The following is a 13115-nucleotide window of genomic DNA, read 5'->3' on the forward strand; positions in this document are numbered from 1 at the left end:
CGGTCAGGCAGGCCAGTGCGCGCGCCACTCATCGGCGCCGATGGGCTGCGGCGGGGTCGAGCCGATGGTGTCGGAGCCGCGGGCCGCCCGGACCGCCTGCTCGGCGGCGCGCACGGTGTCCATGAACGCCAACGTCGCCGTGCGCAAGAGGTTCTCGGCGTCGGTATCCGGCCCGATGCGCACCTCACGCAGCGTGTCGGGAATCAACTCGTCGGGCAGTCCCGCACCCGCCGCCCGCTCGAGCACCTTCTGGGTCAGGGCGAGTGCGGGCTGGCCGGTCGGTACGTCATCCATGCAGGAGTCGCGCACCTTCTCGGCCAGCTTGCGTTCCTCCCATTGCGCCAACTGCTCGGCAAGCGACACCGACTCGCCGGCCAGCACCCCGGCGGCACGGTTGCCGAGCTTGCGCACCAGCGCGTCGGCCACATCGTCGATGTCGAACGGATGCTCGGGTGCGTCCTGGGCGATGCGGGCGTGGAAAAGCACCTGCAGCAACACATCTCCGAGCTCGGTCCGCAGCTCCTCGGCGTCGCCGCTGCGCATTGCGTCGAACAGCTCGTAGGTTTCCTCCAGCAGATACCGGCGCAGCGAGTCGTGGGTCTGCTCGCTCTCCCACGGACCGTCGGTGCGCAACCGGTCCATGATCGCGACCGCGTCGACCAGGCGCTCCCCGACCTGCGGGCTCGGCGCCGCGATCAGCGTGGCACCGGCGGCCAGCCGGGCCTTCACCTCGGGATGCTCCGGGTCCGAGGACAGCAGCACCGGCGCGGGTTCGGAGCCGTCGCTGAACACCGGCCGCGCCGACGGCAGCGACCACGGCACCTTGATCGGCATCTCCTCGGTGTACTGCACCTGCCCGGCCAGCAGCGCGACGGCCTCCACCGGCACCAGCGAGGGCCGGCGCGGGTCCACCAGGACGACCGTCACCTGGTCCCCCCGACCTCGGAAGCCGCAGCGCCACCGGTGATGTCGACCTCGTCGGCGGGGCGGCCGTCCAGCGCGAGCAGCATGCCCGCCACGGCCTGCAACAGCTCCAGGTCGCGGATCCGCGGTGCGCCGACCCCGCTGCCGGCCCGCGGGATCGGGATCTGCACGGTCGAGGTGGTGGCCCGGTATGCCGCACCCGGATAGATCCGCTTCAGCCGCATCTGACCGGAGTCGAGCAGGGTCAGCGGCGAGACCTTCAGCGTGGTGTCGGACACGGTGGACACCTCGGTGACGCCGTACTCGCGGCACAGCAGCCGCAACCGGGCGACCGCCACCAGTCGCAGCGCGGCCTCGGGCAGCGGGCCGTAGCGGTCGACGAGTTCGTCGATGACGCGGGCGATCCCGGCATCGTCGGAGGCGGCGGCCAGCCGCCGGTAGGCCTCCAGGCGCAGCCGGTCGCTGGCGATGTAGTCCGGTGGCAGGTGCGCGTCCACCGGCAGGTCGATCCGGACGTCCTTCGGTTCCTCGTTGGCCACAACGGTTTTCCCGTCGACGGCCGCCCGGTAGGCCTCGACCGCCTCGCCCACCAGCCGCACGTACAGATCGAACCCGACCCCGGCGACGTGCCCGGACTGTTCGACACCCAGCACGTTGCCCGCCCCGCGGATCTCCAGGTCCTTCATCGCCACCGCCATACCGGCGCCCAGATCGTTGTTCTGGGCGATGGTGGCCAGCCGGTCGTGCGCGGTCTCGGTGAGCGGGATCTCGGGCGGGTACAGGAAATAGGCGTACCCGCGTTCGCGGCTGCGGCCCACCCGGCCACGCAGCTGGTGTAGCTGGGACAGCCCGAAGGTGTCCGCACGCTCCACGATCAGGGTGTTGGCATTCGAGATGTCCAGTCCGGTCTCGACGATGGTGGTGCACACCAGGATGTCGAATTCACGGTTCCAGAAACCTTCGACGGTCTTCTCCAGCGTCTCCTCGGCCATCTGCCCATGCGCCACCACGACGCGGGCCTCGGGCACCATCGCCTGCACCCGGGCCGCGGCCTGATCGATGGACTTGACCCGGTTGTGGATGTAGAAGGCCTGCCCGTCGCGCAGGAGTTCGCGGCGCAGCGCGGCGGCGACCTGCTTGTCGTCGTGCGGGCCGACGTAGGTCAGCACCGGGAAGCGTTCCTCGGGCGGGGTCAGGATGGTCGACATCTCGCGGATACCGGCCAGGCTCATCTCCAGCGTGCGCGGGATCGGGGTGGCGCTCATGGTCAGCACGTCGACATGGGTACGCAGGCTCTTGATGTGCTCCTTGTGCTCGACACCGAAGCGCTGTTCCTCGTCGACGATGACCAGTCCGAGGTCCTTCCAGCGCACCGCGGTCTGCAGCAGCCGGTGGGTGCCGATCACGACATCGACCGAGCCGTCGACCATTCCGTCCAGCACGGCCTTGGATTCGGCGGGGTCGGTAAACCGGGACAGCCCCTTCACGGTGACCGGGAAGCCGGCCATCCGGGCGGTGAAGGTCTGCAGATGCTGGTCGGCCAGCAGCGTCGTCGGCACCAGTACCGCGACCTGCTTGCCGTCCTGCACCGCCTTGAACGCCGCCCGCACCGCGATCTCGGTCTTGCCGTAGCCGACGTCACCGCAGATCACCCGGTCCATCGGGACCGGCTTCTCCATATCGGCCTTGACCTCGGTGATGGCGGTCATCTGGTCCATGGTCTCGGTGAAGCCGAACGCATCCTCCATCTCGGCCTGCCACGGGGTGTCCGGACCGAACGCGTGCCCGGGTGCGGCCTGCCGCTTGGCGTACAGCGAGACCAGCTCCCCGGCGATCTCGCGAACCGCCTTGCGGGCCTTGGTCTTCGTGTTGGTCCAGTCGCTGCCACCGAGCCGGCTCAGGGTGGGCGCCTGCCCACCGACGTAGCGCGACAGCTGATCCAGCGAGTCCATCGGCACGTACAGCTTGTCGGTGCCACCGCCGCGCTTGGCCGAGGCGTATTCCAGCACCAGGTATTCTCGCCGGGCCCCGCCGATCACCCGTTCGGTCATCTCCACGAACTTGCCGATGCCGTGCTGGTCGTGAACCACGAGGTCGCCGGCGGTGAGCGCCAGCGGATCGACGACGTTGCGTCGTTTGGCGGCAAGGCGTTTGCCGTCGGTGGCCGCGACCCGGTTACCGGTCAGGTCGGTCTCGGTGATGACGACCAGGTTCGCCCCGGGGATGATCACCCCGTCGTGCAGGGGCCCCTTGAGCACCCCCACCACGCCGGCGGTCGGCTGTGCGCCGGACTCCAACATCGTTGCGGGCGTGTCGGCTTCGCCGAGCTGCTCGACGACACGGTGCGCGGTGCCGGTACCCGGGGTGACCACCACCGCGTGACCACCGGTCGCGACGTGCGCGCGCAGCATCGCGAAGATCTCGTCGACCGCGTGCTGGCTGCGTGCGCTCGGCGCGGGGCGCACATCGAGTTCGACTGCCGACTCGGTGGTGAGCTGGCTCAGCGTCCACCACCGGCCCGCGGCGGCGCGCACCTCGTCGAGCTCGCGGAATCCGGAGCCGCCCAACGACTCGACGTCGATCGGCGCGTCACCGCCGACGGCGGCCACCGACCAGGACGCCTCCAGGAATTCGCGGCCGGTGCGGATCAGGTCCGCGGCGCGGGAGCGCACCTTCTCCGGGTCGCACACCAGCACCGGGGTCCCGGCCGGCAGATGGCTGGTCAGCAGTGTCAGCTCATCGGGCTGCAGCACCGGCAGCAGCGCCTCCATACCGTCGACCGGGATGCCCTCGGCCAGCTTGGCCAGCATGTCCCCGATCGACCCAGCGATGGTGTTGTCGGTCTGGGGTTGGGCGTCGAGGAGCTGGGCCGCACGCTGGGTGACCTCGTCGGTGATCAGGATCTCGCGACAGGCCACCGCGTCGACCCGGCTGATCTCGATCTCGGTGATGGAGCGCTGATCGGCCACCGAGAACATCCGCATCTCGGACACCTCGTCGCCCCAGAACTCCACCCGCACAGGATGTTCGGCAGTCGGCGGGAAGATGTCCAGGATGCCGCCGCGGACCGCGAACTCCCCGCGCTTGGCGACCATGTCGACGCGGGTGTAGGCCAGCTCGACCAGCCGCGCGATGGTGTCGTCGAAGTCGGACTCGGCGCCGACGGCCAGGGTGACCGGTTCGATGGCACCCAGGCCGGCCAGCATCGGCTGCAGCAGTGAGCGGGTGGTGGTGACCACCACCTGCAGCGGTGGCCCGAGGTGCTCGTCGTCCGGGCGGGCCAACCGGCGCAGCACCAGCATCCGGGCGCCGACGGTCTCCACACCGGGTGAGAGCCGCTCGTGCGGCAACGTCTCCCAGGACGGGAACAGGGTGACGGCCTCGCCGAGCACCGCCTTGAGTTCGGCGGTCAGGTCATCGGCCTCGCGACCGGTCGCGGTGACGACCAGCAGCGGACCGGTGCGTGCCAGCGCGGCGGCGGTGAACAGGCGTGCGCTGGCCGGGCCGACCATCGCCAGCGAGTCCGGCCGGCCCTGCGCGCGGTCGATCAGGTCGACGAAGGTGGGCGAGGTGAGCGCCAGATCGACGAGCCCCGCGATCGGGATCTGGACATGAGTGTGCCCCGGTGCGGTCATGATGCATCCATGGTAGGCGCCGGTCGGTAGTGACCGACGTCGCGCCCGGGCGCGCGCTACTCCTCGTGCAGCTGCGGGTCGGACTCCAGATGCGTCAGCCCGTTCCACACCACGTTGACCACGTGTGCGGCGACCACTTCCTTCTTCGGCTCCCGGACGTCGAGCCACCACTGCGCGGTCATCGACACCGAGCCGACCAGTGCCTGGGCGTAGAGCGGGGCGAGGTCGGGGTCCAGCCCGCGGCGGGAGAAATCCCCGGCCAGGATGGAGGCCACCTGGTTGACGGCGTCGTTGAGCAGGGTGGCGTAGGTACCCGAGGTGATGGCGGCCGGTGAATCGCGGATCAGGATCCGGAATCCGTCGGTGTGTTCCTCGACGTAGGTCAACAACGCCAGCGCGACCCGCTCGACCCGGACCCGCGAGCGGTTGTTGGTCAGCGAGGATGTGATGCCGTCGAGCAGTGCGGACATCTCCCGGTCGACGACGACGGCGTAGAGGCCCTCCTTGCCGCCGAAGTGCTCGTACACCACGGGTTTGGAGACGTTGGCGCGCTGGGCGATCTCCTCGATGGAGGTGCCGTCGAAACCCCGTTCGGCAAACAGCGACTTGGCGATCTCGATGAGCTGCTGGCGGCGTTCGCTGCCGGTCATCCGGGCGCGCGGCGCGCGGACGTCTTTTTCGGGAGCTGCCACGACGGCCAGCCTAGTCGGCTTGCACTAGAGTCTCGGGATGATCGGTCCGTCGTGGTGTAATCGGCAGCACCTCTGATTTTGGTTCAGATAGTTCAGGTTCGAGTCCTGGCGACGGAGCTCAACTGCCGCGAGCGACCTTAAACCGACAGCGTCGACGGTGTGTCCGCGGGCAGGCACTCCTCGGTCGCGGAGGAGGAAGACGTGTCCAGCACCGAAACAGCCGTGATCATCCTGGCCGCGGGCGCGGGCACCCGGATGCGCTCGGCCATCCCGAAGGTGCTGCACCCGCTGGGCGGGCGCAGCATGCTGGCCCACACCCTGCACGCGGTCGCCGCGCTGACCCCGCAGCACGTCGTGGTGGTGGTGGGCCACGGTCGCGAGCAGGTCAGCGCGGAGGTGCAGCGGGTCAACAGCACCGCGGTGGCCGTCGTACAGGAGGAGCAGCTGGGCACCGGGCATGCCGTGACCGTCGGGCTGACCGGGCTGCCCGAGGACTTCGCCGGCACCGTCGTCGTCACCACCGCCGACGTCCCGCTGCTCGACGGGCCGACGCTGGCCGGCCTGACCGCGACGCATGCCGACGCCGGCGCGACCATCCTGACCACCACCCTGGCCGACCCCACCGGTTACGGCCGGATCATCCGCGACGGCGAGGGCGCGGTCACCGCGATCGTCGAGCACGCCGACGCCGATGCCGCGCAGCGCGCCGTCGCCGAGATCAACTCCGGGGTCTACGCGTTCGACGCCGCCGCGCTGCGCGCGGCGCTGACCCGGCTGCGCACCGACAACGCCCAGGGTGAGCTGTACCTCACCGATGCGATCGCGCTGATCCGCGAGCAGGGCCTGCCGGTGCAGGCCCAACACGTCGCCGACACCGCGCTGGTGTCCGGCGTCAACGACCGGGTTCAGCTCGCCGCACTGGGCGCCGAGCTGAACCGGCGCACCATCGTCGCCCACCAGCGGGCGGGGGTCACCGTCACCGACCCGGCCACCACCTGGATCGACGTCGAGGTGGAGATCGGCCCGGACACCGTCATCGCCCCCGGCACCCAGCTGCTCGGGCCCACCGCGATCGGCGCGAACTGCATCATCGGCCCGGACACCACCCTGACCGCGATGGAGGTCGGCGACGGCGCCACCGTCATCCGCACCCACGGCGAGCTGTCGGTGATCGGCGCCGGCGCGACCGTCGGGCCGTTCACCTATCTGCGCCCGGGCACCACGCTGGGCGCGCGGGGCAAGCTCGGCGCGTTCGTCGAGACGAAGAACTCGACCATCGGGGCGGGCACCAAGGTGCCGCACCTGACCTATGTCGGGGACGCCGACATCGGCGAGCACAGCAATATCGGCGCCTCCAGCGTCTTCGTCAACTACGACGGCGAGACCAAGCGCCGCACCACCATCGGATCGCATGTCCGGACCGGTTCGGACACCATGTTCGTGGCGCCGGTGACCGTCGGCGACGGTGCCTACACCGGGGCCGGGACGGTGCTGCGCGACGATGTCCCGCCCGGCGCGCTGGCCGTCTCGGACAATGCGCAACGCACCATCGAGGGCTGGGTGCTGCGCAAGCGCCCAGCAAGTGCCTCCGCCGAAGCCGCCCGAAAGGCCGGGGCACCCGAACCCGACGCCTGATGTTGGCAATCCGGTAACCCGGGGGCGCGCTCCGGTTACTGGCCCGTACGATTGCCCCGTATCGATCCCCGACCGGCTGGAACGCCGAACCGCGGAGGCACCACGCATGAGCCACGACTGGACCGACAACCGCAAGAACCTGATGCTGTTCTCCGGCCGGGCGCACCCCGAGCTGGCCGAGCAGGTGGCCAAGGAACTCGACGTCCCGGTGACCGCGCAGACCGCGCGGGACTTCGCCAACGGCGAGATCTTCGTCCGCTTCGACGAGTCGGTCCGTGGATCCGACGCCTTCGTGCTGCAGAGCCATCCGGCGCCGCTGAACCAGTGGCTGATGGAACAGCTGCTGATGATCGACGCGCTCAAGCGCGGCAGCGCGAAGCGGATCACCGCGATCCTGCCGTTCTATCCGTACGCCCGGCAGGACAAGAAGCACCGCGGCCGCGAACCGATCTCGGCCCGCCTGGTCGCCGATCTGTACAAGACCGCCGGCGCCGACCGCATCGTGACCGTCGATCTGCACACCGATCAGATCCAGGGCTTCTTCGACGGCCCGGTCGATCACATGCGCGCCCAGAAGCTGCTGACCGGTTACATCGCGGAGAACTACGCCGATGCCGACAAGGTCGTCGTCTCCCCCGACTCGGGCCGCGTCCGTGTCGCGGAGAAGTGGGCCGACTCCCTCGGTGGTGTGCCGCTGGCCTTCATCCACAAGACCCGTGACCCGCTGGTGCCCAACCAGGTGGTGTCCAACCGTGTCGTCGGCGATGTGAAGGGCAAGACCTGCATCCTCACCGACGACATGATCGACACCGGCGGCACCATCGCCGGCGCGGTGAAGCTGCTCCGCCAGGACGGCGCCAAGGACGTGATCATCGCCGCCACCCACGGTGTGCTGTCCGACCCGGCGGCCCAGCGTCTGGCCGACTGCGGCGCCCGCGAGGTCATCGTGACCAACACGCTGCCCATCGGCGAGGAGAAGCGCTTCCCGTCGCTGACGGTGTTGTCCATCGCCCCGTTGCTGGCCAACACCATCCGGGCGGTGTTCGACAACGGTTCGGTGACCGGGCTCTTCGACGGTTCCGCCTAGCGACGAGCGCGCCCGAGGAGTATCGGACATGGCGGCCGCCCGCATTCTGCACAACCCGAAGTGCTCGACCTCACGCAAGACCCTGGAAATGTTGCGCGACAACGGGATCGAGCCCGAAATCGTGCTGTACCTGAAGACCCCGCCGTCGCGCGACGAGCTGGTGCGGATGATCTCCGATGCCGGCATCGAGGTCCGCGCGGCGGTGCGCAAACGCGAATCGCTCTACGCCGAACTGCATCTGGCCGATGCCTCCGATGACGAACTGCTCGACGCCATGGTCGAACATCCGATCCTGATCGAGCGGCCGTTCGTCGTCACCGACAAGGGCACCCGACTGGCCCGCCCGATCGAGAACGTCCGCGACCTGTTGTGAAGAGGTTCGCGGCGGCTGTTCTGGCGTGCCTGACGCTGGCCGGATGCGGCGAGGCGACCCCCGACTACCAGTCGCTGCTGTCCACCACGCCGGCCCGGCCCACCCAGGAGATGTCCGACGAGACGGTCCCGCTGTCGGCATACCTGGAGGGTGTCGGGGTCAAGGGTGAACCGGTGGCCCCGGAGAAGCTCACCGATCTGGCCGTCACCGTGCCCCGGCCCGAGGGCTGGCAGGACTACGTCAACACCAACATGGCACCGGGCACCCGGGTGATCGCCGACGGCGAGACCTACCCGACGGCGATGCTGATGGTGTTCACCCTCGACGGTGATTTCGATACCGCCGAGGCTCTCAAGCACGCCGACGTCGACGCCGAGGTGTCACCGAACTTCAAGAAGCTCAACGGTTCCCGGGACGACTTCAAGGGTTTCCCGTCCTCGATGATCGAGGGCACCTATGAGATCAGCGGGCAGCGGATGCAGACCTACAACCGCATCGTCTTCGCCACCGGGACCCAGCCCAAGGCGCCCGCGCCGGGTCAGGCCGCACCCAAGGCCCAGAAGTACCTGGTGCAGTTCACGGTCACCAGCTTCGCCGACGATGCCCAGAAGGACGGTCCGGACATCGAGAAGATCATCTCGGGGTTCGACGTGCGGGCCACGTAGCTAGGGTGGCAGCCATGAGCTCATGGACCGCCGCCGATCTGCCGTCCTTCGCCGGCCGCCGTGTCATCGTCACCGGCGCCAACAGCGGCCTCGGCCTGGTCACCGCCCGCGAGTTGGCCAGGGTCGGCGCCGCGGTCACCCTGGCCGTCCGCAACACCGCCAAGGGCGAAGACGCCGCCGCGCAGATGACCGGGGATGTGAGCGTGCGCGCGCTCGACCTGCAGAGCCTGGACTCGGTGCGCGCCTTCGCGGCCGGCACCGAGGCCGTCGACGTCCTGATCAACAACGCCGGGATCATGGCGGTCCCCTACGCCCGGACCGAGCAGGGGTTCGAGAGCCAGATCGGCACGAATCACCTGGGCCATTTCGCGCTGACCAACCTGTTGCTGCCCAAGATCACCGACCGGGTGGTGACGGTGTCCTCGATGATGCATCTGCTCGGCGTCATCAGCCTCAAGGATCTGAACTGGAAGGCCAGGCCGTATTCGGCATGGCTGGCCTACGGACAGTCCAAGCTGGCCAACCTGCTGTTCACCACCGAGCTGCAGCGCCTGCTGACCGCGGCCGGTTCGCCGGTGCGCGCCGTGGCCGCGCACCCCGGCTACTCGGCGACCAACCTGCAGGGACAGACCGGCAACCCGACCGGTGACAAGATCTTCGTGGCCGCCAACAAGCTGGCCACCGACGCCGACTTCGGGGCGCGCCAGACGCTGTACGCCGCGGCCGCCGACATACCCGGGGACAGTTTCATCGGTCCCCGGTTCGGCATGCGGGGCGCCACCGGTCAGAGCCCGCGCAGCCCGCTGGCCCGCAACGCCGCCACGGCATCGGCGCTGTGGGCGCTGTCCGCGCAGCTCACGGGCACCGAATTTCAGATCTGAGGGGCTTGTCGGCTACCCTTTGCTGACGTCACGGCGAGGGTGGTTACCAAAACACCGTTATCGACGGGATCCCATTTCGTTGGACCCTGGCCGTGTGTGAACCGGCTACAGGAGAGACAACATGGCTGCCAAGAACTCGGCCCCCAACAAGCTGACCGCCACCGTGCGCGAGCGCACCGGCAAGGGCGCCTCGCGCCAGGCCCGGCGCGACGGCAAGGTCCCCACCGTGCTCTACGGCCACGGCACCGACCCGCAGCACCTCGAGCTCAATGCGCACGACTTCGCCGCCGTGCTGCGCCACTCGGGCACCAACGCCATCCTGACCCTGGACATCGACGGCACCGAGCAGCTCGCGCTGACCAAGGCCCTCGACATCCACCCGGTGCGCCGCAACATCCAGCACGTCGACCTGCTCGTCGTGAAGCGTGGCGAGAAGGTCCAGGTCGACGTGCCCGTGGTCGTCGAGGGTGAGGCCGCCGCAGGCACCCTGGTCACCCAGGAGGCCAACACCATCGCCATCGAGGCCGAGGCGCTGTCCATCCCCGAGCAGCTGACCGTGTCGGTCGAGGAGGCCGAGGTCGGCACCCAGATCACCGCCGGCCAGCTGGAACTGCCCAACGGTGTGACGCTCGTCGTCGATGCCGAGACCCTGGTGGTCAACGTCGTCGCGGCGCCGACCGCCGAGGAGCTCGAGGCCGAGGGTGCCGGCGAGGTCGACGAGACCGCCACCGAGGCCGAAGAGGATGCCGCCGAGGGCGAGGCCGAGGCAGACGCCGAAGCCGCCGAATAGCCACGGATCGACGTGGCCGAACCCCTGCTGGTGGTCGGCCTGGGCAACCCCGGGCCGAAATACGCCACGACCCGACACAACCTCGGGTTCATGGTGGCCGACATACTGGCCGAACGCATCGGTTCGGGTTTCAAGCTGCACAAGAAGTCCGGCGCCGAGGCGACCACTGGTCGCCTCGGCGGTCGGGCCGTCGTGTTGGCCAAGCCGCGCGTCTACATGAACGAATCCGGCCGCCAGGTGGGGCCGTTGGCGAACTTCTACTCGGTGGACCCCGCCGACGTGGTGATCCTGCACGACGAACTCGACATCGACTTCGGCCGGATCCGGCTCAAGCTCGGCGGCGGCGAGGGCGGCCACAACGGCTTGCGGTCGGTCGCTGCGGCATTGGGCACCAAGAACTTTCAGCGCGTGCGCATCGGCGTGGGCCGGCCGCCCGGGCGCAAGGACCCGGCCGCATACGTGCTCGAGCCGTTCAGCTCCGCCGAGCGCCCGGAGGTCGGGCTGGTGTGCGAGCAGGCCGCCGATGCGACCGAACTGCTGCTGTCTCAGGGCCTCGAACCGGCCCAGAACATCGTCCACGCCTGGTAACTCCCGCCTCTCCCCTCTTCCCGGCGAGCGTGCGTGTCTGCTGCCCGACACGCCGCGTCAACTGCGGAGTTCACGCACGCTCACCAGACGAACGGGGCTTTCAGATCCAGCGTCCGCTCCGCGGTGTCGTACCACCCCTGCGGGGCGTACTGGTCGGTGTGCAGATAGCACTGCACCCGCAGCCGTGAACTACCCGGCGTGAACGTCAGCAATCGGCTGATCGGCAGCGTCGTGATCGGCATGTGATACCGACTCAACGATGCCACGTTCATGAAATATGTTCCGCCGTACCGCTTCTCGATGTGAGTCTTGCCGCCGCGGTCGTCGTCCGGGTGGGTGTGGGTGTGCCCGCCGATCCACAGCGCGACCGCACCGGGGTGATCCTCCAGATACCGTTCGAACGCCCCGCAGTCCGGCTTCGAGCCCACCCAGTACAGATACGACGCGCCCTGCGGGGTGCCCTGGGCGAACGGCCGGTGGTAGTGCTCGTGCAGGGTGCCGTCATCGTCGATGCGCACCCCTTCCCACTCCCCCGAGGCCACCGTGGTGTCCTTGAGGACGTAGTGGTGCACCGTCACGATCAACGAATCACGATGGCGCTCAACCATGTCCACCCACCAGTCGAACGTCTCGGCACTGACCACGCCACCGGGGTTACCGCCGAGCGTGCCGCGGCCGACGGTCTGGGACGGCTCGTTGATATCGCTCATCATCAGGAACAGCAGGTTGCCGACCCGAAAGGAGTAGCGTTCCCAGGTGCCCTCGACCGGGTAGCGCCGCCGTGATGCATCGACGCCGGAGAACGCCGTGTGCTCCCCGGTCGGGTCGATCCACTTGCGCCACCACGAGGCCTGTGGTTCGTCGAGGCCGTTGCGATCGTGGTTGCCGCATACCGAGTAGATGTCCTCGCGGCGATGGCTGTTCAGCGCTCCCAGTTGCCTTCTGACCTCTGAGCCCTCGGCATCATCGGGCAGGCTGTGATGCGCGCCGGACATGTCGCCGGCGTCGATCGCGATATCCCAGCCGAATTCCTCGGAATGCCGGATCGCGTCGGCCAGGCTCTCGCGGCCGTGCTGGAGGTCGGTGCCGACGTGCGCGTCGCCGAACGCCCAGATCCGCAGGTCGCGCTGCACCGTGCCATTGTCGGGCACGGCCGACCACGCTGTGCAGCATTGGCCTCAGCCGGATTCCAACCGCTTCTCGACGTGGAACTCCCCGCGTATCAACCAGACTCCCAGCGCGATGAGGGCCGCGACCTCGAAGGCGACGATGCCGCGTTCGACGATGCCCAACGGGATGATGCGATACCAGCGCAGATCGGTGACCATGGCGACCGCGATGGCGCCGAACAGGATCGACAGCCAGGCGATGGAACCGTAGGCGAGCCAGACGGCCGGGCGGGCACCGCGGTGGCGCCGGGCGATGGCCAGCACCGCCGCGGGCAACGACACGAACGCCAGCAGGGTGGCCGCCCGGTGGATCGATCCGCTTGTGCTGGGCCCGATCTCCCAGTTGTTCTTGGGGAAGGCGGCCACACCCACCAGGCCGGTCACCCACAGCGACATCAGGATCGAGCCGGGCGACCACGGTCTCACCAGCCCGGCGCCGATCAGGCCGACCAGCAGCAGGACCGACCCGAGGGCGAGGGCCAGCACGCCGGTCAGGAACGCCCAGTCGCCGGTGGTGTAGATGTACTCGGAGATGGTCGCCATGCGCAGGGTGCGGCCGGGCCGGTGCGACTCACCGCCGAGGATCGCGTCCAGTGACAGGATGGCGACCACCGAGATGGCGGCCCCGAGCACACCGAACCAGCCGAGCACGACGTGTGAGGACCGTTCCATCACA

Annotated in this window: 12 protein-coding genes and 1 tRNA gene; 8 read left to right on the top strand and 5 right to left on the bottom strand. The window is 69.0% G+C overall.

The window, feature by feature from the left end:
- Nucleotides 1–3 precede the first annotated feature (3 nt).
- Genes BST17_RS11405 through BST17_RS11415 form a run of 3 tightly spaced genes read right to left on the bottom strand, consistent with a single transcriptional unit; the run spans nucleotide 4 to nucleotide 5209 of the window.
- Nucleotides 4–927, bottom strand: a complete 924-nt coding sequence (locus tag BST17_RS11405; protein ID WP_083057977.1) for a nucleoside triphosphate pyrophosphohydrolase — start codon at nucleotides 925–927, stop codon at nucleotides 4–6.
- Nucleotides 924–4559 (bottom strand): transcription-repair coupling factor, encoded by a 3636-nt coding sequence (mfd, locus tag BST17_RS11410; RefSeq protein ID WP_083057978.1) that lies wholly within the window; start codon nucleotides 4557–4559, stop codon nucleotides 924–926. The genes BST17_RS11405 and mfd overlap by 4 nt, the downstream gene beginning before the upstream one ends.
- A 56-nt stretch (nucleotides 4560–4615) precedes the next feature.
- Nucleotides 4616–5209 carry a TetR/AcrR family transcriptional regulator gene (locus tag BST17_RS11415; protein ID WP_109750097.1) on the bottom strand — a complete coding sequence of 198 codons (594 nt, stop codon included), beginning with the start codon at nucleotides 5207–5209 and terminating at the stop codon, nucleotides 4616–4618.
- 87 nt (nucleotides 5210–5296) lie between these two features.
- Here BST17_RS11415 and BST17_RS11420 point away from each other — a divergent pair.
- The 8 genes from BST17_RS11420 (at nucleotide 5297) to pth (ending at nucleotide 11270) form a co-directional block, all read left to right on the top strand.
- A tRNA-Gln gene (locus BST17_RS11420) sits at nucleotides 5297–5368 on the top strand.
- A 138-nt stretch (nucleotides 5369–5506) separates the two neighbouring features.
- A complete protein-coding gene (gene glmU, locus BST17_RS11425; protein WP_234807653.1) occupies nucleotides 5507–6886 on the top strand; it encodes a bifunctional UDP-N-acetylglucosamine diphosphorylase/glucosamine-1-phosphate N-acetyltransferase GlmU in 1380 nt (459 codons plus the stop codon).
- Between the two features lie 106 nt (nucleotides 6887–6992).
- The gene (locus BST17_RS11430) at nucleotides 6993–7973 is read left to right on the top strand and encodes a ribose-phosphate diphosphokinase (protein WP_083057981.1); all 981 of its coding nucleotides are present in this window, start codon (nucleotides 6993–6995) and stop codon (nucleotides 7971–7973) included.
- A gap of 28 nt (nucleotides 7974–8001) precedes the next feature.
- A complete protein-coding gene (gene arsC / locus BST17_RS11435) occupies nucleotides 8002–8346 on the top strand; it encodes an arsenate reductase (glutaredoxin) (protein ID WP_083057983.1) in 345 nt (114 codons plus the stop codon).
- Nucleotides 8343–9011 carry an LpqN/LpqT family lipoprotein gene (locus tag BST17_RS11440; protein WP_083057984.1) on the top strand — a complete coding sequence of 223 codons (669 nt, stop codon included), beginning with the start codon at nucleotides 8343–8345 and terminating at the stop codon, nucleotides 9009–9011. Before arsC ends, BST17_RS11440 begins: the two co-directional genes overlap by 4 nt.
- A gap of 14 nt (nucleotides 9012–9025) precedes the next feature.
- Nucleotides 9026–9892: an oxidoreductase gene (locus BST17_RS11445; RefSeq protein ID WP_083057986.1), complete on the top strand. Its 867-nt coding sequence runs from the start codon at nucleotides 9026–9028 to the stop codon at nucleotides 9890–9892.
- A gap of 121 nt (nucleotides 9893–10013) precedes the next feature.
- A complete protein-coding gene (locus tag BST17_RS11450) occupies nucleotides 10014–10682 on the top strand; it encodes a 50S ribosomal protein L25/general stress protein Ctc (RefSeq protein ID WP_083057987.1) in 669 nt (222 codons plus the stop codon).
- 12 nt (nucleotides 10683–10694) lie between these two features.
- Nucleotides 10695–11270, top strand: a complete 576-nt coding sequence (gene pth, locus BST17_RS11455; RefSeq protein ID WP_083057988.1) for an aminoacyl-tRNA hydrolase — start codon at nucleotides 10695–10697, stop codon at nucleotides 11268–11270.
- A gap of 80 nt (nucleotides 11271–11350) precedes the next feature.
- Here the strand turns inward: pth and BST17_RS11460 are convergent, their stop codons facing one another.
- On the bottom strand, nucleotides 11351–12421 hold the full coding sequence (locus BST17_RS11460) for a metallophosphoesterase family protein (RefSeq protein ID WP_083057990.1): 1071 nt from the start codon (nucleotides 12419–12421) through the stop codon (nucleotides 11351–11353).
- Nucleotides 12422–12448: 27 nt separating this feature from the next.
- Nucleotides 12449–13111: a DUF998 domain-containing protein gene (locus tag BST17_RS11465; RefSeq protein WP_083057991.1), complete on the bottom strand. Its 663-nt coding sequence runs from the start codon at nucleotides 13109–13111 to the stop codon at nucleotides 12449–12451.
- Between the last annotated feature and the right edge of the window lie 4 nt (nucleotides 13112–13115).

The organism is Mycolicibacterium bacteremicum (assembly GCF_002086115.1).
In the GTDB taxonomy this organism is placed as follows: Bacteria; Actinomycetota; Actinomycetes; order Mycobacteriales; family Mycobacteriaceae; genus Mycobacterium; species Mycobacterium bacteremicum.

What these genes read in the sequence shown, in the direction of transcription:
- arsC (WP_083057983.1), top strand. Translation starts at nt 8,002, where the DNA reads ATGGCGGCCGCCCGCATTCTGCACAACCCGAAGTGCTCGACCTCACGC.
- BST17_RS11445 (WP_083057986.1), top strand. Translation starts at nt 9,026, where the DNA reads ATGAGCTCATGGACCGCCGCCGATCTGCCGTCCTTCGCCGGCCGCCGT.
- BST17_RS11415 (WP_109750097.1), bottom strand. Translation starts at nt 5,209, where the DNA reads ATGACCGGCAGCGAACGCCGCCAGCAGCTCATCGAGATCGCCAAGTCG.
- BST17_RS11430 (WP_083057981.1), top strand. Translation starts at nt 6,993, where the DNA reads ATGAGCCACGACTGGACCGACAACCGCAAGAACCTGATGCTGTTCTCC.
- BST17_RS11465 (WP_083057991.1), bottom strand. Translation starts at nt 13,111, where the DNA reads ATGGAACGGTCCTCACACGTCGTGCTCGGCTGGTTCGGTGTGCTCGGG.
- BST17_RS11450 (WP_083057987.1), top strand. Translation starts at nt 10,014, where the DNA reads ATGGCTGCCAAGAACTCGGCCCCCAACAAGCTGACCGCCACCGTGCGC.
- glmU (WP_234807653.1), top strand. Translation starts at nt 5,507, where the DNA reads ATGCGCTCGGCCATCCCGAAGGTGCTGCACCCGCTGGGCGGGCGCAGC.
- mfd (WP_083057978.1), bottom strand. Translation starts at nt 4,559, where the DNA reads ATGACCGCACCGGGGCACACTCATGTCCAGATCCCGATCGCGGGGCTC.